The sequence below is a fragment of the Agrobacterium sp. RC10-4-1 genome, assembly GCF_014138475.1.
Lineage (GTDB): Bacteria > Pseudomonadota > Alphaproteobacteria > Rhizobiales > Rhizobiaceae > Agrobacterium > Agrobacterium pusense.
The window spans coordinates 87154-113657 of record NZ_JACJIT010000007.1 but is presented as its reverse complement, the minus strand read 5'-3'; the positions used below and the strand labels follow the sequence as shown (position 1 = coordinate 113657).

The following is a 26504-nucleotide window of genomic DNA, read 5'->3' as shown; positions in this document are numbered from 1 at the left end:
TCGGTGAGGACCGATCCCGAACGCTTCATCCTCGACAATACCGGCATCATGCATCCGCCTCATGTGCCGGAACTCTCCCTTCATCTCGCGACCGAAGCGCATGAGCTCTGGCTGAAGACGGAAGAGGAACTGGAGCAGATTGGCTTGCCGCCGCCTTTCTGGGCTTTTGCCTGGGCCGGCGGGCAGGGTCTTGCCCGTTATGTGCTCGATCACACGGAAAGCGTAAGCGGCAAGCGTGTGGTGGATTTTGCCAGCGGCTCCGGGTTGGTTGCCATAGCTGCTGCAAAGGCCGGCGCTGCGACCGTGCTTGCCGCCGATATAGATCCGTGGACGGAAACGGCTGTTCGTATGAATGCAGGCCTGAATGGGGTTGATATCGGCTTTACCCATGCCGATCTGATCGGCCGCGCCATTGAGGCTGATGTCCTGCTGGCAGGAGATGTCTTTTACGACCGGGCCTTTGCGGATCTCCTCGTGCCATGGTTTATAAACCTGACTGACCGGGGCGTCAGCGTTCTCGTTGGAGATCCAGGCAGGGCCTACCTGCCGAAACAGCGTCTTGAGGCCCTCGCGACCTATCAGGTTACCGTCAGCCGTGCGCTGGAAGACAGCGAAGTGAAGAAGACCACCGTCTGGCGCTTCCTCTGATCAGGGGCGAATAATGCAGACACCGTGCTGGTAAACGCAGGCATCATCCGCATTATCGGTATTCACGGTAATGATTTTTGCTCTGGGCGCCGGCAATAAACGGGGTCCGGTCGTGGCAATCTGCGGCGATATTTCGCTGCCAGTCGCGAAATAATTGCCGTTGCCTCGAACTCTTAGTGCGGAAATGCTTCCGACATAGGTGCCCCCAGGCAGCGTGGACGGCAGGCCGTCGGTTGAAAAGCTGACTTGCGATTGACTGTGACGATAGGAATTCTGACTATGAAAATCGCCCGCCAAAGAGGGCAGCGCGTAAGTTGAAATCCCGCCTGAAACGATCATGACCAAGGCAACGATTCGGTGCTGTAACATGAGCTTCATGCTCCGGTTTTTTGAGTTAACCAATCGTAAATTACACCTTTTCGGAATTACGTAAAGGTAAATATTTTGAGGGCGTAAATCTTGGAAACGCTCGATTTTTTATTTTCATGCAAAAAAATTCCAAAAAAAATCCGCGAACCAATCGATTAAATTGGAATCCGCCATGAAATGTGCTTGTGGTGATGCGCCCATGTGATTAAACGTCGCGGTTGGTGCAATGCACATTCTTTCGTCATGTGCTGTTGCTTGGGGGCGTCCTGTCTTGTGGACGCACGGGAAAACGCCGCGAGGTTCTGATGGCGAATGTGACAAATAACCGGCCTCTGTCGCCGCATCTTCAAATTTACAAGCCGATTCCGACGATGGTGGCCTCCATCATCCACCGCGTAACCGGCGGCGCGCTCTATTTCGGTACGCTTCTGGTCGCCTGGTGGCTTATCGCGCTGGCATCCGGTCCAGCTTATTATGACTGGGTCAGCTGGGCGATGGGCACCATCATCGGCAAGATCGTTCTCGTCGGCTACACCTGGGCGCTGGTTCACCACATGATCGGCGGCCTGCGCCACCTGATGTGGGACCTCGGGCACGGCTTCGAGAAGCACTTCACCACCAAGCTGGCAAAGGCCTCCTTCGTGGCGTCTATCTGTCTGACCGCGCTGATCTGGGTCATCGTCCTGATCGTGCGCTGAGGAGATACTTACATGGATATGCGTACACCTCTCGGGAAGGTTCGCGGTCTCGGCTCCGCCAAGGAAGGCACCGACCATTTCTGGCGCCAGCGCCTGACGGCCGTTTCGAACATTCCGTTGCTGACCTTTTTCGTTGTCTTTCTGATCAAATATGCCGGCGCGCCCTATCCGGAAGTCGTCGCTGCGCTTTCCAACCCGCTCGTCGCTGTCATCATGGCTCTGGTGCTGGTCTCCGGTCTCATCCACATGAAGCTCGGCATGCAGGTCATCATCGAAGACTACATTCACGCCGAAGTTCCGAAGCTCGTTCTTCTGATGCTGAATACATTTTTCGCGATCCTCATCGGTGGCCTGTCTGTCTTCGCCATCCTGAAAATCGCATTCGTAGGATAAGTTCGTCATGGCTTCGATCAGTTCACCTTCCCAGAATGGCAAGGCCTACACCTATGTCGATCACTCCTATGACGTGATCGTGGTGGGCGCCGGCGGCGCCGGTCTGCGCGCTACACTCGGCATGGCCGAACAGGGTTTCAAGACCGCCTGCATCACCAAGGTTTTCCCGACGCGCTCCCACACCGTCGCAGCGCAGGGCGGCATCGCCGCATCGCTCACCAACATGACGCCGGACTGTTGGCAGTGGCACCTTTACGACACCGTAAAGGGCTCCGACTGGCTGGGCGATGTCGACGCGATGCAATATCTCGCCATGGAAGCGCCGAAGGCGGTCTATGAGCTGGAGCATTACGGCGTGCCTTTCTCGCGTAACGAAGAAGGCAAGATCTACCAGCGCCCCTTCGGCGGCCACATGCAGAATTACGGTGAAGGCCCACCGGTGCAGCGCACCTGTGCCGCCGCCGACCGTACCGGTCACGCCATTCTGCACACGCTTTATGGCCAGTCGCTGCGCAACAATGCGGAATTCTTCATCGAATATTTCGCGCTCGACCTCATCATGGCGCCGGATGGCCGCTGCACCGGCGTCGTTGCCTGGAACCTCGATGACGGCACGATCCACCGCTTCGCTGCCAAGATGGTCGTTCTGGCGACCGGCGGTTACGGCCGCGCCTATTTCTCGGCGACGTCTGCCCACACCTGCACCGGCGACGGCGGCGGCATGATCGCCCGTGCGGGCCTGCCGCTTCAGGACATGGAATTCGTGCAGTTCCACCCGACCGGTATTTATGGCGCGGGCTGCCTCATCACCGAAGGCGCGCGCGGCGAAGGCGGCTATCTCGTCAACTCCGAAGGCGAACGCTTCATGGAGCGTTATGCACCTTCGGCAAAGGACCTTGCCTCGCGTGACGTTGTCTCCCGCTGCATGACGATGGAAATCCGTGAAGGCCGCGGCGTCGGCAAGAACAAGGACCACATCTTCCTGCATCTCGATCATCTCGATCCTGCGATCCTGCATGAGCGTCTTCCGGGTATTTCCGAAAGCGCCAAGATCTTCGCCGGCGTTGACGTGACCCGGGAGCCGATCCCGGTCCTGCCGACGGTTCACTACAACATGGGCGGCATTCCGACCAACTATTGGGGTGAAGTGCTGAATGCCGATGCCAACAACCCGGAACGCATCGCGCCCGGCCTGATGGCGGTCGGCGAAGCCGGTTGCGCCTCGGTTCACGGCGCCAACCGTCTTGGCTCCAACTCGCTGATCGACCTCGTGGTCTTCGGTCGTGCCGCCGCCATCCGCGCCGCTCAGGTCATTAATCGTGACGAGGCGATTCCCGCTCTCGATACGGCTGCCTGCGACAGGATCATGGAACGCTTTGACAGCCTGCGTTATGCCAACGGCTCGACGCCGACGGCGGTGCTGCGCGACAAGATGCAGCGCGCCATGCAGGACGATGCGGCCGTGTTCCGCACACAGGAATCGCTCGAAAGCGGCTGCCGCCGTCTCTCGGCGATCTGGAAGGAACTGCCCGACGTCAAGGTCACCGACCGTTCGATGGTCTGGAATTCCGACCTGGTCGAAACGCTCGAGTTGCATAACCTCATGGCCAATGCCATCACCACGGTCTACGGCGCGGAAGCGCGCAAGGAAAGCCGTGGTTCGCATGCCCGCGAGGATTTCGTCGACGGTCCGTTCGGTGGTCGCGACGACGTGAACTGGCGCAAGCATACGCTTGCCTGGGTCAGCCCCGAAGGCGACGTGAAGCTCGACTATCGCCCGGTTCACACCGACCTGATCGCCGACGGCATCGATCCGAAAAAGATCGAGCCGAAGGCGCGTGTCTACTGATTTGAGGAACTGGATATGGTTGAACTTGCTCTCCCCAAGAATTCCCAGATCAACGAAGGCAAGGTCTGGCCGAAGCCGGATGGTGCCAAGAATGTGCGCGAATACCGCGTCTATCGCTGGAACCCGGATGACGGCCAGAACCCGCGCATCGACACTTTCTATATTGATGTCGATGATTGCGGACCGATGGTTCTCGATGCGCTTCTTTACATCAAGAACAACATCGACCCGACGCTGACGCTACGCCGCTCCTGCCGCGAAGGCATCTGCGGTTCCTGCGCGATGAACATCGACGGCACCAATACGCTCGCCTGCACCAAGGGCATGGACGAGATCAACGGCACGGTGAAGGTTTATCCGCTGCCGCATATGCCTGTCGTGAAGGACCTTGTTCCTGACCTGTCGAACTTCTACGCCCAGCACCGCTCGATCGAGCCCTGGCTGAAGACGGTTTCGCCCACACCCGCCAAGGAATGGAAGCAGAGCCATGAGGATCGCCTGAAGCTGGACGGTCTTTATGAGTGCATTCTCTGCGCCTGCTGCTCCACGTCCTGTCCCAGCTACTGGTGGAATGGCGACCGTTATCTGGGTCCGGCCGTTCTGCTGCAGGCCTATCGCTGGCTGATCGACAGCCGCGATGAGGCGACCGGCGAGCGTCTCGACAATCTCGAGGACCCGTTCCGTCTCTACCGCTGCCATACGATCATGAACTGCGCGCAGGCTTGCCCGAAAGGCTTGAACCCGGCCAAGGCGATTGCGGAAATCAAGAAGATGATGGTTGAGCGCCGCGTCTGAGGACGAATCGCCGACCGCAGAGATTTATCGGGCCGCGGTCTCGACCGTGGCCCTTTTTTCAACCCGGCGTGGGAAAATTCGGTAAAAATTGACCGAAATGGTAATTATCCCGGCCATCGCTTGCGCAAGATAAGGCTTTGGTAATAATTCAGCCTTCTTGTTTGGTCATCGTCTTTCCGGAAGCGAGAGAATCGGGAGCTTGATATGCAATTCAGATATGTGGTGACGGGCCTTGCGGTTGTGATGAGCCTTGCCGGTTGCCAACGTACCTCCTACGATTACAACAACAACGCCAGCAACAATCCCGGTTATACGCCGCCCCTGCAGGCGCAGCCGGTGCCCTCCGTTCAGTCTGGCGCCCTGCCGCCGCCCGGTGGTGCCAATGGCAGCCAGTTCCCGTCGGCGCCTGCTTCGGCGACACCCGGCGGCACCAATGTTGCATCCGCTGCTCCACCGGCAACAGCTCTCGACGTGACCAAGGAATCCATGGTCGGCAACTGGCGCGTTTCTAATGGCGGGGCCAATTGCGATATGTTCCTGACGCTCACCAACCTGGGCAGCGGATCGCGTGGCGGCACGCGTGGTTGCTCCGGCGAGCTGACGGCGATGGGGTCCTGGGAAGTATCCGGCAAGATGGTCGTCTTCAAGAATCGCTCGGGTGACACTATCGGCCGCGTCTACAAGAGCGCAGACGCACGCTTCGACGGCACGACCAATAGCGGGCAGCCGCTCAGCCTCAGCCGATGAGTCGTTCCGGTGCAGCCGGAACGTTCATTCTGCTCTAAGCCATTCCATTCGTCGCGGGTTCCGTGCTGCATCCGCGACCGGGGCGTCTTTTCATGAAGCCATTGCCTGATTACAATCATAGTGTCGTTGAACAGCTCAACGCATTGACGGCAGCTGGCACCTTGCAGGCCGATGCCGCCCAGCTTGGTGTGGCGGCCCATCTCGACAGAATTCTCGCCGATCTGAAGGCCCGCAAGCCTGCCAAGAAGAAGAGCGCGCTCGGCTGGATGTTCGCACGCAAGGCCGGTCCAGCAACGACGGTGAAAGGGCTTTATGTCTATGGCAGTGTCGGCCGCGGCAAGACGATGCTGATGGACATGTTTTACGAAATGGCGCCCGTTTCTTCCAAGCGGCGTTGCCATTTTCATGAATTCATGGCGGATGTGCATAATCGTGTGCATGCGCACCGGCAGAAGCTGAAGAATGGCGAGACCAAACAGGCCGATCCGATTCCGCCTGTCGCCGCCCAGCTTCTGGCGGAGGCCGAACTCCTGTGTTTCGATGAATTTACCGTGACGGATATTGCTGATGCGATGATCCTCGCGCGGCTATTCAGCGAGCTCTTCGCCAATGGCTGCACATTGGTGACGACCTCCAATGTCGTTCCGGACAATCTCTACAAGGATGGTCTCAATCGCGGCCTGTTCCTGCCCTTTGTCGAGCTGCTGAAGAAGCATGTGGAGGTGGTGACGCTGGACAGTCCCACCGATTATCGGATGGAGAAGCTGGAAAGCCTGCCGGTCTATGTGACGCCGCTTGATGGCGCGGCCGATCAGGCGATGGATATGGCGTGGCGGCACATGACCGGCGGGCACCTTGTTGCACCAACCGAGATACCCATGAAGGGTCGTTCCATCCTGGTGCCGCGCGCCAGCGGCCGTGTGGCGCGTTTTTCCTTTTCCGACCTTTGCGAGAAGCCGCTCGGGGCTTCCGACTTCCTTGCCATCGCCAATCGTTTCGACACGGTCTTCATCGACCACATTCCATTTTTGAACGCGGACAAACGGAACGAAACCAAGCGTTTCATCATCCTCATCGACGCGCTTTATGATCACAGCGTCAGGCTGTTCGCGTCGGCAGCCGCTATGCCGGAAGACCTGCTCGGCAAACGCAAGGGAACGGAAGGTTTCGAGTTCGATCGCACCGCCTCGCGTCTGTTTGAAATGCGTAGCGCCGATTATCTGGCGCTTCATCAAGAAAAACGGCAGAAAGTTTGACACTTTCGTGACGCATTTTCTTACGTTTACGTAAGAAAATATTGATCTAAACGATTGAAAATACTCAGCAGAAAAGAATCTGTTGCCTATTTTGGCCAATGGGTCTAATCGGAGTGCGACAATTTGGCTGCCGGTTTGGCGCGGTGAAATTGAATTGAAGCTCAAGAGGAAGCATTCGATGGCTCGCAAAAAGATTGCACTTATTGGTTCTGGCATGATCGGCGGCACGCTGGCGCATCTGGCCAGCCTGAAGGAACTGGGCGATATCGTCCTCTTCGATATTGCTGACGGCATCCCGCAGGGCAAGGGCCTGGATATTGCCCAGTCCGGCCCGGTTGAAGGCTTCAATGCAAAGCTCACCGGCGCATCCGATTACGCTGCCATCGAAGGCGCTGACGTCTGCATCGTCACCGCTGGTGTTGCCCGCAAGCCCGGCATGAGCCGCGACGATCTTCTCGGCATCAACCTCAAGGTCATGGAACAGGTCGGCGCCGGCATCAAGAAATATGCCCCGAACGCTTTCGTCATCTGCATCACCAATCCGCTCGACGCCATGGTCTGGGCGCTGCAGAAGTTCTCCGGCCTGCCGAAGAACAAGGTCGTCGGTATGGCCGGCGTTCTCGACAGCGCGCGTTTCCGCCTCTTCCTCGCCGAAGAGTTCAACGTTTCGGTTGAAGACGTCACCGCCTTCGTTCTCGGCGGCCACGGCGACACCATGGTGCCGCTCGCCCGTTACTCCACCGTTGCTGGCGTTCCGCTGACCGATCTCGTAAAGATGGGCTGGCTGACGGCCGAGCGTCTCGAAGAGATCATCCAGCGCACCCGTGACGGCGGCGCCGAAATCGTTGGTCTCTTGAAGACCGGCTCGGCCTATTACGCCCCGGCTGCCTCGGCAATCGAGATGGCTGAATCCTACCTCAAGGACAAGAAGCGCGTTCTGCCCGCCGCTGCCCACCTTTCGGGCCAGTATGGCGTAGACGACATGTATGTCGGCGTTCCCACCATCATCGGTGCAGGCGGTATCGAGCGCATCATCGAGATCGAACTCAACAAGGAAGAAGAAGCTGCCTTCCAGAAGTCCGTCGGCGCTGTCGCTGGTCTCTGCGAAGCCTGCATCAACATCGCTCCGTCGCTGAAGTAACAACTTCAAGCGGTTCCAAACAGGGATTATTCCATGAATATTCACGAATATCAGGCCAAGGCTCTTCTGAAGGGCTACGGCGCGCCGGTTGCCGAAGGCGTTGCCATTCTCAAGGTCGAAGAAGCCGAAGCTGCCGCAAAGCAGCTTCCGGGCCCGCTCTATGTCGTCAAGAGCCAGATCCATGCTGGCGGCCGCGGCAAGGGCAAGTTCAAGGAACTCGGCCCGGACGCCAAGGGCGGCGTTCGTCTGGCCAAGTCCATTGAAGAAGTCGTTTCCCACGCCAAGGACATGCTCGGCAACACGCTGGTAACGGCGCAGACGGGCGATGCCGGCAAGCAGGTCAACCGTCTCTATATCGAAGACGGCGCTGATATCGCTCGCGAACTCTATTGCTCGCTGTTGGTAGACCGTTCGGTCGGCCAGGTTGCCTTCGTGGTTTCCACTGAAGGCGGCATGGACATCGAAGCCGTCGCCCACGACACGCCTGAAAAGATCCACACCATCGCCATCAACCCTGAAAAGGGCGTTTCCGATGCCGACGTTGCTGCGATCTCCAAGGCGCTTGAGCTTGACGGCGTTGCAGCCGAAGATGCCAAGTCGCTCTTCCCGATCCTTTACAAGGCCTTCAGCGAGAAGGACATGGCTCTCCTCGAGATCAACCCGCTGATCGTCATGGAAAATGGCCATCTGCGCGTTCTCGACGCCAAAGTTTCCTTCGATGGCAACGCCATGTTCCGCCATGACGACGTCAAGGCGCTGCGCGACGAAACCGAAGAAGACGCCAAGGAAATCGAAGCCTCCAAGTGGGACCTCGCTTACGTCGCCCTCGACGGCAACATCGGCTGCATGGTCAACGGCGCTGGCCTTGCCATGGCGACGATGGACATCATCAAGCTTTACGGCAAAGAGCCGGCAAACTTCTGCGACGTCGGCGGCGGCGCCGGCAAGGAGAAGGTTGCGGCAGCTTTCAAGATCATCACTGCCGACCCGAAGGTCGAGGGCATCCTCGTCAACATCTTCGGTGGCATCATGAAGTGCGATGTCATTGCCGAGGGCGTTATCGCCGCGGTGAAGGAAGTCGGTCTGCAGGTTCCGCTCGTTGTTCGCCTTGAAGGCACCAATGTCGAACTTGGCAAGAAGCTTCTGAACGAATCGGGCCTTGCGATTACGGCTGCTGACGATCTGGACGACGCAGCCAAGAAGATCGTCGCGGCGATCAACGGCTAATTGAGGGACCGGAAATAATGTCTATTCTCGTTAATAAAGACACCAAGATCCTCGTTCAGGGTCTGACCGGCAAGACCGGTACCTTCCACACCGAACAGGCGCTTGCCTATTACGGCACGCAGATGGTCGGCGGTATTCATCCGAAGAAGGGTGGCGAAACCTGGACCGGTTCCAAGGGCGAAACCCTGCCGATCTTCGCAACGGTTGCCGAAGGCAAGGAAAAGACCGGTGCAGATGCATCCGTGATCTATGTTCCGCCGGCAGGTGCAGCAGACGCGATCATCGAAGCCATCGATGCGGAAATTCCGTTCATCACCTGCATCACCGAAGGCATCCCGGTCATGGACATGGTCCGCGTCAAGGCTCGCCTCGACCGTTCGAAGTCCCGGCTGCTCGGCCCGAACTGCCCCGGCATCCTGACGCCGGAAGAATGCAAGATCGGCATCATGCCGGGCTCCATTTTCCGCAAGGGTTCGGTCGGTATCGTTTCGCGCTCTGGCACGCTGACCTATGAAGCCGTGTTCCAGACCTCCAACGAAGGCCTCGGCCAGACGACGGCTGTCGGCATCGGCGGCGACCCGGTCAAGGGCACCGAGTTCATCGACGTCTTGGAAATGTTCCTCGCTGACGACGCCACGCAGTCGATCATCATGATCGGCGAAATTGGCGGTTCGGCTGAAGAAGATGCGGCGCAGTTCCTGATCGACGAAGCCAAGAAGGGCCGCAAGAAGCCGATGGCCGGCTTCATCGCGGGTCGTACGGCTCCGAAGGGCCGCACCATGGGCCACGCCGGCGCTGTCGTTTCCGGCGGCAAGGGCGATGCGGAATCCAAGATCGCTGCCATGGAAGCAGCGGGCATCAAGGTTTCGCCTTCCCCGGCGCGCCTCGGCAAGACGCTGGTTGAAGTCCTCAAGGGCTGAGACCACATGAAACCGGTAACGGGCGGCGCGGCTTCAAGCTCGCGCTGCCCGATGCCGCAAGAAGACAGACAGACGGCATACCGCCCCGGCGGCAGACAGCAATAATCAAAGCGGCAGGCCGGTCGAACGGCCCTAACGGCATCGAGGAGGCGGACGGACAAGTCCGCAAGAACACAATGGCAAGGCAAGAAGCGAACGAGCAGTTTCAGATCACGTCGTTTCTGGACGGCGCGAATGCAGCCTATATCGAGCAGCTCTATGCCCGGTACGAAGAGGACCCCTCTTCCGTGTCGCCGGAGTGGCAGAGCTTCTTCAAGGCACTGTCCGATAATCCGGAAGATGTGAAGAAGGCGGCCAAGGGCGCCTCCTGGAAGCGTGCCAACTGGCCGATCCCGGCAAATGGCGACCTGGTTTCCGCACTTGATGGCAACTGGGCCACGGTCGAAAAGGCCATCGAAAAGAAGGTTCAGGCAAAGGCTGAGGCCAAGAGCGCCGATACCGGCAAGCCGGTCAGCGAAGCCGAAGTGCTGCAGGCGACCCGTGACAGCGTTCGCGCCATCATGATGATCCGCGCCTACCGCATGCGCGGCCACCTGCATGCCAAGCTCGATCCACTCGGTATTGCCGTTGCCGTCGAGGACTATAACGAGCTTTCGCCGAAGTCCTACGGCTTTGAAGAAAGCGATTACGACCGCAAGATTTTCATCGATAACGTGCTCGGCCTCGAATATGCGACCGTGCGCGAGATGATCGATATTCTGGAGCGCACCTATTGCTCCACTATCGGCGTCGAATTCATGCACATGTCCAGCCCGGAAGAGAAGGCCTGGATTCAGGAGCGCATCGAAGGTCCGGACAAGGGCGTTGCCTTCACGGCCGAAGGCAAGAAGGCGATTCTGTCAAAGCTGGTCGAAGCCGAAGGTTATGAGCAGTTCCTCGACGTGCGTTTCAAGGGCACCAAGCGTTTCGGCCTCGATGGCGGTGAATCGCTGATCCCGGCGCTCGAGCAGATCATCAAGCGCGGCGGCCAGGAAGGTCTCGAAGAAGTCGTTCTCGGCATGGCCCACCGCGGCCGCCTGAACGTTCTGACCAACGTCATGGGCAAGCCGCACCGCGCCGTATTCCACGAGTTCAAGGGTGGTTCGTTCAAGCCAGACGACGTCGAAGGTTCGGGTGACGTGAAGTATCACCTTGGTGCCTCCTCCGACCGCGAGTTCGACGGCAACAAGGTTCACCTGTCGCTGACGGCCAACCCGTCGCATCTTGAAATCGTCAACCCTGTCGTCATGGGCAAGGCCCGTGCCAAGCAGGACCAGCTGGCCAAGGTGTGGGAAGGCGATGTCATTCCGCTTTCCGAGCGCGCCAAGGTTCTGCCGCTGCTTCTGCACGGCGATGCCGCTTTTGCGGGCCAGGGCGTGGTTGCTGAAATTCTCGGCCTCTCCGGCCTGCGCGGTCACCGCGTTGCCGGTACCATGCACTTCATCATCAACAACCAGATCGGCTTTACGACGAACCCGGCCTTCTCCCGTTCGTCGCCCTATCCGTCCGACGTCGCCAAGATGATCGAAGCGCCGATCTTCCACGTCAACGGTGACGATCCGGAAGCTGTGACCTATGCGGCCAAGGTTGCCACCGAATACCGCATGAAGTTCCACAAGCCCGTCGTCGTGGACATGTTCTGCTACCGCCGCTTCGGCCACAACGAAGGCGACGAGCCGGCGTTCACGCAGCCGAAGATGTACAAGGTCATCCGCGGCCACAAGACCGTCGCGCGCATCTATGCCGACCGTCTGATCGCCGAAGGCCTGCTCAGCGAAGGCGAATTCGAAAAGATGAAGGCCGACTGGCGCGCCCATCTCGAGCAGGAATTCGAGGCGGGGCAGTCCTACAAGCCGAACAAGGCCGACTGGCTGGACGGTCAGTGGTCCGGCCTGCGTGCCGCCGACAATGCGGATGAGCAGCGTCGCGGCAAGACCGGCGTGCCGATGAAGCAGCTGAAGGAAATCGGCAAGAAACTGTCGACCATTCCCGAGGGTTTCAACGCCCACCGAACGATCCAGCGTTTCATGGAAAACCGCTCGCAGATGGTCGAGACCGGCGAAGGCATCGATTGGGCGATGGCGGAAGCGCTTGCTTTCGGTTCGCTCGCCGTCGAAGGCCACAAGATCCGCCTCTCCGGTCAGGATTGCGAACGCGGCACCTTCTCGCAGCGCCATTCGGTTCTCTACGATCAGGAAACCGAAGAGCGTTACATCCCGCTCGCGAACCTCGCGCCGACGCAGGCCCGTTACGAAGTCATCAACTCGATGCTTTCGGAAGAAGCCGTCCTTGGTTTCGAATATGGTTACTCGCTCGCCCGTCCGAATGCGCTGACGCTCTGGGAAGCCCAGTTCGGCGACTTCGCCAACGGCGCACAGGTGGTGTTCGACCAGTTCATCTCGTCGGGTGAACGCAAGTGGCTGCGCATGTCCGGTCTGGTCTGCCTTCTGCCGCATGGTTACGAAGGCCAGGGTCCGGAACATTCGTCCGCCCGTCTGGAGCGCTGGCTGCAGATGTGCGCGGAAGACAACATGCAGGTTGCCAACTGCACGACGCCGGCAAACTATTTCCACATCCTGCGCCGCCAGGTGAAGCGCGACTTCCGCAAGCCGCTGATCCTGATGACGCCGAAGTCGCTGCTGCGTCACAAGCGCGCGACCTCTTCGCTGGCCGAGCTTGCAGGCGAGTCCTCCTTCCACCGTCTCCTGTGGGACGATGCTGAAGTCATTAAGGACGGCCCGATCAAGCTGCAGAAGGATTCGAAAATCCGCCGTGTCGTCATGTGCACGGGCAAGGTCTATTATGATCTGCTGGAGGAACGTGAGAAGCGCGGCATCGACGATATCTATCTGCTGCGTATCGAACAGCTCTATCCGTTCCCGGCCAAGGCGCTCATCAACGAGCTGTCGCGCTTCCGCAATGCGGAGATGGTCTGGTGCCAGGAAGAGCCGAAGAACATGGGTGCGTGGTCGTTTATCGACCCTTACCTGGAATGGGTCCTGGCGCATATCGACGCCAAGTACCAGAAGGTCCGTTACACGGGCCGTCCGGCTGCCGCCTCTCCGGCGACCGGCCTGATGTCCAAGCATCTGGCGCAGCTTGCTGCGTTCCTGGAAGACGCGCTGGGAGAGTGAGAACTCTCCCGCATCGCCCCGCAAAAAAGACACCTGAATAACGGAACTAGATCATGGCCACTGAAATCCGCGTACCAACCCTCGGCGAATCCGTCAGCGAAGCGACCGTCGGCACCTGGTTCAAGAAGGTCGGCGACACCGTCAAGGCCGACGAACCTCTCGTTGAACTGGAAACCGACAAGGTTACCGTCGAAGTCCCGGCGCCTGCCTCTGGCGTTCTGACTGAAATCGTTGCGCAGAACGGCGAGACCGTTGGGCTCGACGCGCTTCTCGGCCAGATCGCCGAAGGTGCTGTCGGCGCTGCGACCTCCGCACCGGCTGCCGAACCGGCAAAGCCTGCTGCTGCCGCGGCCGCCGCTCCGGCCCCCGCTGCTTCCGCCGCCAGCGCCATGCCGCCGGCACCTGCCGCTGGCAAGCTGCTTGCTGAAAACAACCTGTCTGCCGATCAGGTCGACGGTTCCGGCAAGCGTGGCCAGGTGCTCAAGGGTGATGTGCTCGCTGCTGTCGCCAAGGGCGTTTCGGCTCCGGCCGCTCCGGCTCCTGCTGCTGCACCGCGTCCGGTTTCCGCCGAACAGGATCAGGTTCGCGAAGAGCGTGTGAAGATGACGCGCCTGCGTCAGACCATCGCCAAGCGCCTCAAGGACGCGCAGAACACCGCCGCCATGCTCACCACATACAACGAAGTGGACATGAGCGCGGTTATGGACCTGCGTAACCGTTACAAGGACGTGTTCGAGAAAAAGCATGGCGTCAAGCTCGGCTTCATGGGCTTCTTCACCAAGGCCGTGACCCACGCGCTGAAGGAACTGCCTGCCGTCAACGCCGAAATCGACGGCACGGACATCATCTACAAGAACTATTGTCACGTCGGCATGGCTGTCGGCACGGACAAGGGTCTTGTCGTTCCGGTCATCCGCGATGCCGACCAGCTTTCCATCGCCGGCGTCGAAAAGGAACTCGGCCGTCTTGCGAAGGCGGCGCGCGATGGTTCGCTCGGCATGGCCGACATGCAGGGCGGCACCTTCACCATCACCAATGGTGGCGTTTACGGCTCGCTGATGTCTTCGCCAATCCTCAATGCACCGCAGTCGGGTATTCTCGGCATGCACAAGATCCAGGAGCGTCCGGTCGCCATCGGCGGTCAGGTCGTCATTCGCCCGATGATGTATCTGGCGCTCTCCTACGATCACCGTATCGTTGACGGCAAGGAAGCCGTGACCTTCCTCGTTCGCGTCAAGGAAAGCCTCGAGGATCCGGAACGTCTGGTTCTTGATCTCTAATCGCTCTTGCTTTTCGTTTCAGCGGGGCTTCAAGTGAAGTCCCGCTGGAAGTCTAACAGGGAGAGCAGACGTGCAGCCGACATTTCTAGCCGCCTCGCCTTTTTTGCCGCTTGTCGGTCTGAGCGTCCTTCTCCTCGTCGTGCACGTCATGTTGCAGGGGATGACGGCGACCAAGGAATTCGGGCTTGAATGGAATGCCGGCCCGAGGGATGGCAGCCGAGAGCAGCAGGGCAGGCTTTCCGGCCGTGCGTCACGCGCGTCTGCGAATTTCCGGGAAACATACCCGGCTTTTCTGGCGCTCGCTTTCGGGGTCATCATGGCGGGTGATCCTGCCGGTCTGGCGCTCACTGGCGCCTGGATCTGGCTGATCTGCCGGGTGATCTACATTCCGCTCTATCTGGCGGGCGTCCCCTATATACGGTCTTTCGTCTGGCTGGGGTCGATGCTCGGGCTGGCACTCATGTTTTTCGTGCTGATGTTCTGAAGGCTGCTTTACGATGCATCAATATCTCATCGAACTTGCATCCCTGATGGCGATTTTCTCCTTCGCGATCGTGTCGCCTGGCGCCGATCTCGCCATGGTAATGCGTCAGGCGATGGTGCATGGGCGCAAGCAGGCCATCATCACCAGCTTCGGCGTCGGGACATCGCTGATGTTCCATGTCACCTATACGATCCTCGGCCTTGGCCTGATCATTTCCCAGTCGATCTATCTCTTCAACATCGTCAAATGGCTGGGTGTCGCCTATCTGATTTATATCGGCATCAAGGCGCTGCGCGCTGGCAAGACCGAATTGCCCGCTGCCGAAGGTGAAGGCGTTCAGGCGAAAAGCAGTCAGACGGCGCTGAAGGCGTTTACGCTCGGTTTTGCGGCCAATGCACTCAACCCCAAGCCGGTGTTTTTCTTCCTGTCGATCTTTTCGACGGTGGTTCACGCCCACACGCCCGTTGGCATCAAATTCGGATACGGTCTCGTCATGGCAAGCTGCCTCATCCTTTGGTTCGTTGGCGTCAGCCTGTTCATGACGACACCACGAATGCGCGCCGCGTTTCAGCGCGCCAGCCAATGGATCGACCGCACCAGCGGGGTGGTTTTCATCGCCCTCGGTATAAAACTCGCAACGGAAAAAGCGGCCTGAGTTTCAGGTCAAACGGAAGCTGGGCAATGATCCGATATCTTGCCCCTATAAAGCAGGAACCAGAACATGGCATATGATGTAGTTGTAATCGGCACCGGCCCCGGCGGTTATGTTTGCGCGGTCAAGGCGGCGCAGCTGGGCCTCAAGGTCGCTGTCATCGAAAAGCGCGCGACCTATGGCGGCACCTGCCTCAATGTCGGCTGCATTCCCTCCAAGGCGCTGCTGCACGCGTCCGAAACCTTCGCACATGTTGCCCATGGTGTCGACTCGCTCGGCATCGAAGTTGCAGCGCCCAAGCTGAACCTTGAAAAGATGATGGGTCACAAGGACGGCGTGGTGAAGGCCAATGTCGATGGCGTTGCCTTCCTGTTCAAGAAGAACAAGATCGATGCTTTCCAGGGCACCGGCAAGGTTGTGTCGGCCGGCAAGGTTTCCGTCACCAACGACAAGGGCGAGACACAGGAAATCGAAGCAAAGAATATCGTCATCGCCACGGGTTCTGACGTTGCCGGCATTCCGGGTGTTCAGGTTGATATCGATGAAAGCGTCATCGTGTCCTCCACCGGCGCAATCGCTCTCTCCAAGGTTCCGGAAAAGCTGATCGTTGTCGGCGGCGGCGTCATCGGCCTTGAACTCGGTTCGGTCTGGTCGCGTCTCGGCGCCAAGGTTACCGTCGTCGAATATCTCGACAACATTCTCGGCGGCATGGATGCCGAGGTTTCCAAGCAGGCGCAGCGTCTGCTCGCCAAGCAGGGCCTCGATTTCAAGCTCGGCGCAAAGGTAACGGCTGTTGAAAAAACCGCTGCCGGCGCCAAGGTCGTGTTCGAGCCGGTCAAGGGCGGCGCTGCCGAAACGCTGGAAGCAAACGTCGTGCTGATCTCCACCGGCCGCAAGCCCTACACCGAAGGTCTCGGCCTTGCCGAAGCTGGTGTCGTGCTCGACAGCCGTGGCCGCGTTGAAATCGACGGCCACTACAAGACCAATGTCGATGGCATCTATGCGATCGGCGACGTGGTGAAGGGCCCGATGCTGGCGCACAAAGCGGAAGACGAGGGTGTTGCGCTTGCGGAAATCCTTGCCGGCCAGCGCGGTCACGTGAATTACGACGTCATTCCGGCAGTCGTTTACACGCAGCCGGAAGTGGCTTCCGTCGGCAAGACCGAAGAGGAACTCAAGGCCGCCGGCGTCGCTTACAAGGTTGGCAAGTTCCCCTTCACCGCCAATGGCCGCGCCCGCGCCATGCAGGTGACGGATGGTTTCGTGAAGATCCTTGCCGACAAGGAAACCGACCGGGTTCTCGGCGGTCACATTGTCGGCTTCGGCGCTGGCGAAATGATCCACGAGATCACCGTACTGATGGAGTTTGGCGGTTCCTCGGAAGATCTCGGCCGTACCTGCCATGCGCACCCGACCATGTCGGAAGCCGTGAAGGAAGCGGCGCTGGCAACGTTCTTCAAGCCGATCCACATGTGATCGGCATTTGAGCCCGACGCTCGAATATTAAATTTCCGTCATCTGCTGAACCCCGGCTTGCCATGCAGGCCGGGGTTTCTCATACTCGCGCTAAAGCCTGTCTAACCTTTTGATAAAAGGCAATAAAATGGCGCATTCCACTCAAGTTTCCTTCTCCATTCCGCAGCGTGTCATCCATTGGACAATGGCGCTTCTGATTTTCTTCAACCTCTTGTTTCCCGATGCCATGGCCCATGCCTACCGGCTGATGCGGCGGGGTGAAACAGTGACGCCAGATCAGATTTCTTCTGCCAATATCCATGCCTATGTCGGCTTCGCCGTGCTGTTTCTTGCGGTACTGCGCCTCTGTCTGCGGTTGATCCAGGGCGTTCCGTCACATCCGCCTGAAGAGCCGCGTTTCGCGCATATTGCCGCCAAGATGGCGCATTTTACGCTTTACGCGCTGTTCTTCATCCTGCCACTCTCCGGCATCGCCGCCTATTACTTTGGCGTAGGCGCGGCAGGAGAGCTGCACTCCGGCCCGTTCAAGGTGCTGATGTGGGTTTTGATCGCGGGCCATGTCGCGGCTGTCCTTGTTCACCAGTTCTATTGGCGCACCAATCTCCTCCGGCGCATGACACACGGCTGAGCGGCGGTTTGTCACGTTCCCCCTGCCGCGTAAAAACGGCATGTTTCCCTTGTTGCAAAGGAGTGGCTGGGGATCAAAAATGCCAAATATTGAAGATATATTGCCACGTGCCGATTGGTACGATTGCTTTCAGGGTGAATTGACAACGCCGGTAACGTCATCGCTCGATATGAGCAGGCTTTTTCTGGAGCATCCTCCGGCATGGATCAGCGGCCTGATGTCGCTTCGAAACGGTATCGTTTCGATGGTTGGTTTAAAAACGGTCGAGCTGGCGGCGGGCAGTTCGGCGGGCGGGTTCCCGGTCATCACCTCCACGCCAGAGCGAACAGTCCTCGGCTTTGATGACCGCCACCTCGATTTTCGCATCGTCATCGATCTCGAAGATGCGGCAGACCGCCAGCTGGCGAGCGTCACCACCATTGTCCGGCGCAAGAACCTGTTCGGTCGGTTTTATCTTCTTCTCGTTGGTCCGTTTCACCGCCGCATCGTGCCTGCGACGATGCGACCGTTCTGCGCCTCTATCCGGCCCGTCGAAACAGGAACTGTTCCGGTCACTCAACCCGCGTCAGCGTGAAGCCTTTCGCGCGCAGCAGTTCCACGAGGCCTCCTTCGCCCGGCAGGTGCAGCGCGCCGACGGCCATGAAGACATTACCCTTGGCAAGCTCATTGGTGGAGCGGTCCGCCATCACATGGTTGCGATCGGTGATGATGCGCTGTTCGAAAGCGGCGTAGCCTTTATCGTTGTCGGCGGCCTTCTTGGGATCCAGACTTTTCAGCATCGGCATGGTCATGCCGATGTCGCCCGCGACGTAAAGATCGGTCATGGTCGTCATCACGTCATCCATGCGGTCGCCAAGCTCAAGCGTTTCGATAAGCGCCTGCAGATGAAATTCCATCGGCAGTTCGGACATGGCTGTCAGTTGTTCGACCATGGTCTCCAGCCCGACGAGGCGCTTTCCGTTCGCAACCGCATCTTCGGCAAGCTTCTTGTCGAGAAAGGAAAGGCCCGTTGCCTTGCGGGCAAACTCGCAGGCGGGAAGGGCAACGAAGCTCGAGAGCATCCAGGGCTTCATGCGCGACACGGCATTGAGTGGAATGCCGCGCTCCTTCAGGCCCTTTTCAAGGCGCGCGACATTGTCGGGCGGCAGGATGTCGGTGATCGATTTGCCGTCCAGAAACATGGTGAGTTCGGGCTTGCCCAGCAGGGATGCCGCTATTTTCTTGTCATCAAGGATCTCGTCCGATTCCACGATGACAGTCGCTGCCTTCTCAAAGGCGGCGCTGGCGGCGGCCGGCATCTCTAGAACGCGCGGATCGGTCACATGCATGGTGCCGAGAAGATAGGATGGGGCCGTATCTGCCTTTTCGATGCGCCAGAAATTGCCCTTGCCGTTCGGGATCGCTGCCGCTTCCTGTTCGATCTTGGCGAAGGCTTCAGGATCGGTCTTGCGCATGTCAACGAGAATGTCGCTGCCCGCGCAGGTGATCGTCTGCTCGGCGGCTTCCGCCTGGCTGAGCGACAGTAGAGTCACGAGCAGGATGGCAACGGCGGTGACATGCAGGGCGGCCAGCAGCCAGAGCAGCGCGTCGCCGGTCTTGCCCATCAGCGTGGCGGTGAGATTTTGAGGCTTTATCAGGCTGTGCATCGGTCCAATCCGGTTCTTTTTCGCTTATAGAACGGCGGTTTGGACGTCTGGTTAATGCCTATGGTTAACCATTTTCCTGCATCATGCACGTGGGTGAGCGTTGTCGTAGATCTCCAACAGTCTCGCCGTATCGACGCCGGTATAGACCTGTGTGGTGGAGAGGCTGGCATGGCCGAGCAGTTCCTGAATGGTGCGCAGATCCCCACCGCCGGCCAGAAGATGGGTGGCGAAGGAATGGCGCAACGCATGCGGGGTGGCGTTTTCCGGCAGGCCGAAAGCGCCGCGCAGCTTCTGCATTTCACGCTGGATGATGGCAGGCTGAAGCTTGCCGCCGCGTGCCCCGAGGAACATCGGTTCGTCCGCCGACAGGGCATAGGGGCAGAGCTTTTTGTATGTATCGACCGCTTCCGTCACCACTGCGAGCAGCGGCACGATCCGCGTCTTGTTGCCCTTGCCGGTGATGCGCAGGCTGCGCGCGCCGGGTGGGAAATCGGCCGGGGTAAGACCCAGTGCCTCGGAAATGCGCAGGCCACAGCCGTAAAGCAGCGACAGGACCGCAGCGTTGCGGGCGGCAATCCAGGGTTCTTCGTTCAACTGTGCCTCGGCCGTGGTGATCTTCAGCGCCTGACGGTCGGTCAGCGGCTTTGGCAGAGATTTCGGCTGTTTTGGCGCGCGCATTGCGGTGGCGCCGGCGGCATTGACGAGTCCCTTTTTCTGCAGGTGGTGCAGTAGCGAGCGCAGGCCCGCCAGATGCCGCCCAAGCGACCGCGCGCCGGCGCCCTCCTTGCGTCTATTGGCCAGAAAGGCGCGAAGATCAACGGGGCGCAGATCGGCAATATCGATTATGGAGGCTGGTTTGCCGATGTAGCCGGTCAGGAACGTCAGGAACTGACGCGTATCGCGCTCATAGGCCTCGACGGTGTTGTCGGAGAGGCGGCGCTCGCCTGCAAGCGCCTTCAGCCAGGCTTGGCGCTCGGCGAGCAGGTCGGGTTCGGCAAATGTCAGGATTTCGGTCACGCGGCGCTCCATTCCACAATTCGAAACTATGCGCTTATGGTCAGCATTTGGTTAAGAGGTGGACTTTGCGTGACGCGGCCACTACATCCGGGCGGTTTCCTTTTTCCTGTCGCCGGGGCATGGTCGCCACATCATGGCAAAAGATTCGTCCGATCTGTTTGGGGCTCTGTTCGACCCGCCGTCGCCCACGCGCACGGTGCCCGTTCTTGTGCCCATGCCGGCACCCGGGCCCTATAGCTACGCCGTGCCTGAAGATATGGTGGTGGAAACTGGTTCCGTCGTTCAGGTGCCGCTTGGCCCCCGGCAGGTGTTCGGCGTGGTGTGGGACGAAACCGGGGAGAAAGCTGTCGATCCGAAGAAGTTGCGGCCCATTACCAAGAGTTTCGAGTGCCCGCCTATGAAGACGGAAATGCGCCGCTTCGTGGACTGGGTCGCCGCCTATACGCTTTCTCCGCCCGGCCTCGTGGCACGCATGGCGTTGCGTGCGCCCGCCGCTTTCGATCCCGAACCGATGATCGAGGGGCTGCGGCTGACCGAAGGTAGGCCGGAGCGCCTGACCCCCGCCCGCGAACGGGTGATGGAGCTGGCGGCCGAAGCGCACGGCTGGACGAAGAGCGGGCTTGCCCACGCTGCAGGTGTTTCGACAAGCGTCATCGACGGGCTTGTCAAACAGGGCGTGTTCGAGACGATATTCCTGCCCGCGCCGCCAGTGGTGCCCGAGCCTGACCCCGATTATGTCGAGCCGCGTCTGGAAGGCCCTCAGAGACAGGCGGCATCGGAGATTCTCGAGGATGTGCGCAAGGGTGGATTTCATGTTTCCCTGATCGATGGCGTGACCGGCTCCGGCAAGACCGAGGTCTATTTCGAGGCCGTGGCCGAGACGCTCAGGCAAGGCAAGCAGGTCCTCATCCTGCTGCCCGAAATCGCGTTGACGGCGGCGTTTCTGGAGCGTTTCCAGGATCGTTTCGGCGCCAAGCCGGCCGAATGGCATTCGGACCTGTCGCCGCGTATGCGCGAAAAGGTCTGGCGGCAGGCAGTGACCGGCGAGGTGAAGGTGGTGGCTGGGGCACGTTCGGCGCTTTTCCTGCCGTTCGACAATCTTGGTCTTATTATTGTCGATGAGGAGCACGACCCCGCTTACAAGCAGGAAGATCGTGTCTTCTATAATGCCCGCGACATGGCGGTGGTGAGGGCGCGTATCGCCGAATTCCCCGTCGTGCTGGTTTCGGCCACGCCTTCGGTGGAAAGCCAAGTCAACGGCAGTTCGGGGCGTTACAACACCATTCACCTGCATACGCGTTTCGGCGATGCGGCAATGCCCGATCTGCATCTTGTCGATATGCGCCGCCATCCGCCGGAAAGGGGAGGGTTTCTGTCACCCGTTCTGCTGCGCGGAATCGGCAAGACGATCGAGAAGGGCGAGCAGGCGCTGCTGTTCCTCAATCGACGCGGTTATGCGCCGCTGACGCTGTGCCGCGTCTGCGGCCATCGTTTTCAGTGCCCACAATGTTCCAGCTGGCTGGTGGAGCATCGTTTCCGCAATCAGTTGCAGTGCCATCAGTGCGGCCATAACGAGCCGACGCCCGACCATTGCCCGGAATGCGGCACCTTCGATCATCTCGTGGCCTGCGGGCCGGGGGTTGAGCGCATCGCCGAAGAGGTGGAGAAACATTTCCCCGATGCCCGCACCATCGTGCTCTCTTCCGATCTCATGGGCGTCAAGCGGTTGCGGTTGGAGCTGGAGGCGATCGTCAAAGGCGAGGCGGATATCGTCATCGGCACGCAGCTCGTCGCCAAGGGGCATAACTTCCCGCTGATGACGCTCGTTGGCATCGTCGATGCCGATCTCGGCCTTGCCAATGGCGACCCGCGTGCGGCGGAGCGAACCTTCCAGCTGCTTTCGCAGGTGACGGGTCGCGCCGGACGGACGGGGCGCAAGAGTCATGGCCTGCTCCAGACCTATCAGCCGCAGCATCCGGTTATGCAGGCGATCGTCTCCGGTGACGCCTCGGCTTTTTACGAGAGGGAGATCGTGGAGCGCGAAAAGGCTGTCCTGCCGCCCTTCGGACGGCTTGCCTCGATCATCGTATCAGCCGATACGCGCGCAGAGGCGGAGACACATGCGCGTGGATTGCGGGCTGCGGCCCCGCAGGTAACCGGCATCATGCTGCTTGGCCCGGCGGAAGCGCCGCTCGCGCTCATCCGCGGCCGCCATCGCTTCCGGTTGCTGGTGCACGGGCGACGCAACTCCGACATGCAATCGTTCCTGCAAACGCTTCTGGCAAATGGCCCTAAAGAGCGCGGCAGCGTGCATGTTCAGCTGGATATCGATCCGCAAAGTTTCCTTTGAACTTTAGCAAAGAAGGGCTTTTTCCTGCTGTCATGACCGTGTCATAACGCCAGCGGGAAACAGAATGATTTGGGGAACGATATGGAGTTTTATTTTCCGACCGAGTTCGGCGAACAATTGGCCTTCGGCGCGGCGGTGGTATCAGCCATCATCGGGCTGTTTTTCATGTTCGCACCCGGCTTGACGCTTCGCGCTTTCGGTCTGCTGCCCGCCGGCGAACGTCGGGATGGCTATGCGCTGGTGCGCTCGTCGCTTGCCGGCTTTTATCTGGGCCTCGGCGCCGCCGCCCTGCTTCTCGCCCAGCCCATGGTCTATCTCGCCTTCGGTGCGGCATTCGGCCTCAGCGTCTTCGGCGGGATACTCTCCATCCTCTCGGATGGTGGCGCAACCATGCGGAATCTCTTACTTCTGGTTGTGCACTTTCTGCTCGCCGCACTCTCGTTGAGCTACGTGTTCGGGCTGGTGTGAAGCCGGGTTTTTGCCTTTTGTGCCGCACAGGCACCGCATCCTGAGCGAAATCGGAAAATTTAACGCATTCCCCCTTGCCCAAACGGCGCTTTCCGCTATTACGCGTGTTGCGAGTCCCGGCATCCTATGCTAGACGGACCGCGAAATTGGGAAAAGGCAGGGGGGAATTCCGGTCTTTTTCGGGGAAATTGAAACGATTTCAAGAATTTGATGCGGTGGAGCCCCATCGCTGATGGTCTTGGACGATTAGCAGGGAAAAAGTGCCCGTGGCAGAGACCTCCCAGGGAACATCCGGTGTAGCGGAAAGGTATGCGTCGTCGCTTTTCGAGCTTGCTTTGGAAGCGGGTACGGTCGAAGCGGTTCAGGCCGAACTGGACAAGTTTGGCGCACTTCTCGACGAAAGTGACGATTTGAAGCGTCTGGTTGCGAGTCCGGTGTTCTCCGCCGAGGACCAGTTCAAGGCAATCACCGCTATTTGCGAAAAGGCCGGCATCACCGGTCTTGCGCTGAATTTCCTCAAGGTTGTTGCGAATAACCGCCGTCTCTTCGCCGTTCCCGGCATGATCCGCGCCTACCGCACCATTGCTGCCGCCCATCGCGGCGAAATTACCGCCGAGGTCACCTCGGCACATGCGCTCGACGAGGCGCAGGAAACTGAACTGAAGGCGGCGCTGAAGAGCGTTACCGGCAAGGATGTGGCGGTTTCCGTTACCGTCGATCCCTCGATCCTCGGTGGTCTGATCGTCAAGGTCGGCTCCCGCCAGATCGATACGTCTCTTCGCACCAAACTTTCCACCCTTAAGCTTGCACTGAAAGAGGTTGGCTGATGGATATCCGCGCCGCGGAAATTTCCGCAATTCTGAAAGATCAAATCAAAAATTTCGGCAACGAGGCGGAAGTCTCGGAAGTCGGCCAGGTGCTTTCCGTCGGTGACGGTATTGCTCGCGTTTACGGTCTCGACAATGTTCAGGCTGGTGAAATGGTCGAGTTTCCGGGCGGCATCCGCGGCATGGCGCTCAACCTCGAAGCCGACAATGTCGGTGTGGTTATCTTCGGTTCCGACCGTGACATCAAGGAAGGCGACACCGTAAAGCGGACTGGCGCTATCGTTGACGTTCCCGTTGGTCCGGAACTGCTGGGCCGCGTCGTTGACGCGCTCGGCAACCCGATCGACGGCAAGGGCCCGATCAACGCCGCCAAGCGTTCGCGCGTTGACGTCAAGGCTCCCGGCATCATTCCGCGCAAGTCGGTTCACGAGCCGATGTCGACCGGCCTCAAGGCCATCGATGCGCTCATCCCGGTTGGTCGCGGCCAGCGCGAGCTTGTCATCGGCGACCGCCAGACCGGCAAAACCGCAATCATTCTCGACACGATCCTGAACCAGAAGGCCATTCACGACAATGGTCCTGACGGCGACAAGCTTTATTGCGTCTACGTCGCTATCGGTCAGAAGCGTTCGACCGTTGCCCAGTTCGTGAAGGTTCTGGAAGAGCGCGGCGCGCTACAGTACTCGATCATCGTTGCTGCGACCGCTTCCGATCCGGCTCCGATGCAGTACCTGGCACCGTTTGCCGGTTGCGCCATGGGCGAATACTTCCGCGACAACGGCAAGCACGCCCTCATCGGTTACGACGATCTTTCCAAGCAGGCCGTTGCTTACCGTCAGATGTCGCTTCTGCTGCGCCGTCCTCCGGGCCGCGAAGCTTATCCGGGCGACGTTTTCTACCTCCACTCCCGTCTTCTCGAGCGCGCTGCAAAGCTCTCCGACGAAATGGGCGCCGGCTCGCTGACAGCTCTGCCTGTCATCGAAACCCAGGGTAACGACGTTTCGGCCTTTATTCCGACCAACGTGATCTCGATCACCGACGGCCAGATCTTCCTTGAAACCGACCTGTTCTATCAGGGTATCCGTCCGGCTGTTAACGTCGGTCTGTCGGTTTCGCGCGTTGGCTCTGCCGCCCAGATCAAGGCGATGAAGCAGGTTGCCGGCTCGATCAAGGGTGAACTCGCCCAGTATCGCGAAATGGCCGCCTTCGCCCAGTTCGGTTCGGACCTCGATGCCTCGACGCAGCGCCTGCTGAACCGCGGTGCACGCCTGACCGAACTTCTGAAGCAGCCGCAGTTCTCGCCGCTCAAGACGGAAGAACAGGTTGCGGTGATCTTCGCCGGCGTCAACGGTTACCTCGACAAGGTTCCGGTCGCACAGGTCGGCAAGTTCGAGCAGGGTCTGCTCTCCTACCTCCGGTCGGAAGGCAAGGCGATCCTCGACACCATCCGCACGGAAAAGGCTATCAGCGACGATACCAAGGGCAAGCTCAAGGGCGCTCTTGATAGTTTCGCCAAGTCTTTCTCTTAAATCAGGGCTCTTTTACTCGGACGGATAACGGATGCCTTCACTAAAGGATCTGAAAAACCGCATTGCCTCCGTAAAGGCGACGCAGAAGATTACCAAGGCGATGAAAATGGTCGCCGCGGCGAAGCTTCGGCGCGCCCAGGAAGCTGCGGAGGCCGCCCGGCCTTATTCTCAGCGCATGAGCGCCGTTCTTGCCAACATCGCGAATGCGGTCGAGGCGGACGTTGCTCCGGCGCTGATGACCGGCACCGGCAAGAACGACGTGCATCTGCTCGTCGTCTGCACGGCTGAGCGTGGTCTTTGCGGCGGTTTCAACTCGCAAATCGCCCGTTTTGCCCGCGATCACGCCCGCAAGCTGATTTCGGAAGGCAAGACGGTCAAGATCATCACGGTCGGCAAGAAGGGTTACGACGCCCTGCGTCGCGAATTTGCAGCCAACATCATCGAGCGCATCGAGCTGCGCGACGTGAAGAAGGTTGGTTTCGAAAATGCCGACCAGATCGCGAAGAAGGTGATCTCGCTCTTCAACGCCGGTGAGTTCGATGTCTGCACGCTGATCTATTCGGAATTCAAGTCCGTCATCAGCCAGATCCCGACCGGCCTGCAGCTCATTCCGGCCGCAACGCCTGTTGTGGAAGAGGATGCAGCAACGCAGAACGCTGTCTATGAATATGAGCCGGATGCGGCTTCTATTCTGGAAGACCTTATTCCGCGCAACATTTCGGTTCAGGTTTTCCGGGCTCTGCTCGAAAACGTTGCCGGTGAAATGGGCGCCAAGATGAGCGCGATGGATAACGCAACGCGCAATGCCGGTGAGATGATCAACAAGCTGACGCTGTCCTACAACCGTCAGCGTCAGGCTCAGATCACCAAGGAACTCATTGAAATCATTTCGGGCGCGGAAGCGCTCTGAGGTAAGGAAAGAGGGTAAGGA

The 26504-nt window shown here is 59.3% G+C and carries 25 protein-coding genes; 22 read left to right on the top strand and 3 right to left on the bottom strand.

Annotated features, from left to right (window positions below):
• The first annotated feature begins 3 nt into the window (after window positions 1-3).
• Window positions 4-648 (top strand): class I SAM-dependent methyltransferase, encoded by a 645-nt coding sequence (locus FHW77_RS19290; protein ID WP_004443822.1) that lies wholly within the window; start codon window positions 4-6, stop codon window positions 646-648.
• Here FHW77_RS19290 and FHW77_RS19285 read toward each other — a convergent pair whose 3' ends face one another.
• Window positions 649-1017, bottom strand: a complete 369-nt coding sequence (locus FHW77_RS19285) for a hypothetical protein (protein WP_004443820.1) — start codon at window positions 1015-1017, stop codon at window positions 649-651.
• 305 nt (window positions 1018-1322) lie between these two features.
• On the opposite strand from FHW77_RS19285, the gene sdhC reads away from it, so the two are divergent.
• The 16 genes from sdhC to FHW77_RS19205 all read left to right on the top strand — a co-directional run bounded on the left by sdhC (window position 1323) and on the right by FHW77_RS19205 (window position 18310).
• Window positions 1323-1715 carry a succinate dehydrogenase, cytochrome b556 subunit gene (gene sdhC, locus FHW77_RS19280; protein WP_004443817.1) on the top strand — a complete coding sequence of 131 codons (393 nt, stop codon included), beginning with the start codon at window positions 1323-1325 and terminating at the stop codon, window positions 1713-1715.
• A gap of 12 nt (window positions 1716-1727) precedes the next feature.
• Window positions 1728-2108 carry a succinate dehydrogenase, hydrophobic membrane anchor protein gene (sdhD, locus tag FHW77_RS19275; RefSeq protein WP_004443814.1) on the top strand — a complete coding sequence of 127 codons (381 nt, stop codon included), beginning with the start codon at window positions 1728-1730 and terminating at the stop codon, window positions 2106-2108.
• Between the two features lie 7 nt (window positions 2109-2115).
• Window positions 2116-3957, top strand: coding sequence for a succinate dehydrogenase flavoprotein subunit (sdhA, locus tag FHW77_RS19270; protein ID WP_004443812.1), 1842 nt, complete (start codon window positions 2116-2118; stop codon window positions 3955-3957).
• A gap of 15 nt (window positions 3958-3972) precedes the next feature.
• Window positions 3973-4752, top strand: coding sequence for a succinate dehydrogenase iron-sulfur subunit (locus tag FHW77_RS19265; RefSeq protein ID WP_004443810.1), 780 nt, complete (start codon window positions 3973-3975; stop codon window positions 4750-4752).
• A gap of 204 nt (window positions 4753-4956) precedes the next feature.
• Window positions 4957-5499 carry a protease inhibitor Inh/omp19 family protein gene (locus FHW77_RS19260; RefSeq protein ID WP_004443808.1) on the top strand — a complete coding sequence of 181 codons (543 nt, stop codon included), beginning with the start codon at window positions 4957-4959 and terminating at the stop codon, window positions 5497-5499.
• A gap of 92 nt (window positions 5500-5591) precedes the next feature.
• Entirely contained in the window at window positions 5592-6755 is a 1164-nt protein-coding gene (gene zapE, locus FHW77_RS19255; RefSeq protein ID WP_004443806.1) for a cell division protein ZapE, read from the top strand.
• 178 nt (window positions 6756-6933) lie between these two features.
• Window positions 6934-7896, top strand: coding sequence for a malate dehydrogenase (mdh, locus tag FHW77_RS19250; RefSeq protein ID WP_004443804.1), 963 nt, complete (start codon window positions 6934-6936; stop codon window positions 7894-7896).
• 33 nt (window positions 7897-7929) lie between these two features.
• Window positions 7930-9123: an ADP-forming succinate--CoA ligase subunit beta gene (sucC, locus tag FHW77_RS19245; protein WP_004443803.1), complete on the top strand. Its 1194-nt coding sequence runs from the start codon at window positions 7930-7932 to the stop codon at window positions 9121-9123.
• 17 nt (window positions 9124-9140) lie between these two features.
• On the top strand, window positions 9141-10043 hold the full coding sequence (gene sucD, locus FHW77_RS19240; protein WP_004443802.1) for a succinate--CoA ligase subunit alpha: 903 nt from the start codon (window positions 9141-9143) through the stop codon (window positions 10041-10043).
• Between the two features lie 176 nt (window positions 10044-10219).
• Window positions 10220-13216: a 2-oxoglutarate dehydrogenase E1 component gene (locus FHW77_RS19235; RefSeq protein WP_004443801.1), complete on the top strand. Its 2997-nt coding sequence runs from the start codon at window positions 10220-10222 to the stop codon at window positions 13214-13216.
• A gap of 53 nt (window positions 13217-13269) precedes the next feature.
• Complete coding sequence (gene odhB, locus FHW77_RS19230) at window positions 13270-14496, top strand: 2-oxoglutarate dehydrogenase complex dihydrolipoyllysine-residue succinyltransferase (RefSeq protein WP_004443800.1); 1227 nt, start codon at window positions 13270-13272, stop codon at window positions 14494-14496.
• Window positions 14497-14566: 70 nt separating this feature from the next.
• Complete coding sequence (locus tag FHW77_RS19225; protein WP_004443796.1) at window positions 14567-14980, top strand: MAPEG family protein; 414 nt, start codon at window positions 14567-14569, stop codon at window positions 14978-14980.
• 13 nt (window positions 14981-14993) lie between these two features.
• Window positions 14994-15635: a LysE family translocator gene (locus tag FHW77_RS19220; protein ID WP_004443793.1), complete on the top strand. Its 642-nt coding sequence runs from the start codon at window positions 14994-14996 to the stop codon at window positions 15633-15635.
• Window positions 15636-15701: 66 nt separating this feature from the next.
• Window positions 15702-17108 (top strand): dihydrolipoyl dehydrogenase, encoded by a 1407-nt coding sequence (lpdA, locus tag FHW77_RS19215; protein WP_004443790.1) that lies wholly within the window; start codon window positions 15702-15704, stop codon window positions 17106-17108.
• Window positions 17109-17235: 127 nt separating this feature from the next.
• Window positions 17236-17736 carry a cytochrome b gene (locus tag FHW77_RS19210; protein WP_004443788.1) on the top strand — a complete coding sequence of 167 codons (501 nt, stop codon included), beginning with the start codon at window positions 17236-17238 and terminating at the stop codon, window positions 17734-17736.
• Window positions 17737-17815: 79 nt separating this feature from the next.
• A complete protein-coding gene (locus tag FHW77_RS19205; RefSeq protein ID WP_004443786.1) occupies window positions 17816-18310 on the top strand; it encodes a DUF2867 domain-containing protein in 495 nt (164 codons plus the stop codon).
• On the opposite strand, the gene FHW77_RS19200 is transcribed toward FHW77_RS19205, so the two are convergent.
• The gene (locus tag FHW77_RS19200; RefSeq protein ID WP_004443784.1) at window positions 18288-19382 is read right to left on the bottom strand and encodes a TraB/GumN family protein; all 1095 of its coding nucleotides are present in this window, start codon (window positions 19380-19382) and stop codon (window positions 18288-18290) included. The genes FHW77_RS19205 and FHW77_RS19200 overlap by 23 nt on opposite strands.
• 81 nt (window positions 19383-19463) lie before the next feature.
• Window positions 19464-20411, bottom strand: a complete 948-nt coding sequence (locus tag FHW77_RS19195; RefSeq protein WP_081859601.1) for a tyrosine recombinase XerC — start codon at window positions 20409-20411, stop codon at window positions 19464-19466.
• 121 nt (window positions 20412-20532) lie between these two features.
• Here FHW77_RS19195 and FHW77_RS19190 point away from each other — a divergent pair, with 121 nt between their 5' ends.
• The 5 genes from FHW77_RS19190 (at window position 20533) to FHW77_RS19170 (ending at window position 26483) form a co-directional block, all read left to right on the top strand.
• The gene (locus tag FHW77_RS19190; RefSeq protein WP_004443777.1) at window positions 20533-22749 is read left to right on the top strand and encodes a primosomal protein N'; all 2217 of its coding nucleotides are present in this window, start codon (window positions 20533-20535) and stop codon (window positions 22747-22749) included.
• Window positions 22750-22830: 81 nt separating this feature from the next.
• Entirely contained in the window at window positions 22831-23217 is a 387-nt protein-coding gene (locus FHW77_RS19185; protein ID WP_004443775.1) for an AGROH133_08824 family phage infection protein, read from the top strand.
• A gap of 260 nt (window positions 23218-23477) precedes the next feature.
• Window positions 23478-24044 (top strand): F0F1 ATP synthase subunit delta, encoded by a 567-nt coding sequence (locus FHW77_RS19180; RefSeq protein WP_004443773.1) that lies wholly within the window; start codon window positions 23478-23480, stop codon window positions 24042-24044.
• Window positions 24044-25573, top strand: a complete 1530-nt coding sequence (gene atpA / locus FHW77_RS19175; protein WP_004443771.1) for a F0F1 ATP synthase subunit alpha — start codon at window positions 24044-24046, stop codon at window positions 25571-25573. Before FHW77_RS19180 ends, atpA begins: the two co-directional genes overlap by 1 nt.
• Before the next feature lie 31 nt (window positions 25574-25604).
• A complete protein-coding gene (locus FHW77_RS19170; RefSeq protein ID WP_004443770.1) occupies window positions 25605-26483 on the top strand; it encodes a F0F1 ATP synthase subunit gamma in 879 nt (292 codons plus the stop codon).
• Window positions 26484-26504 lie beyond the last annotated feature (21 nt).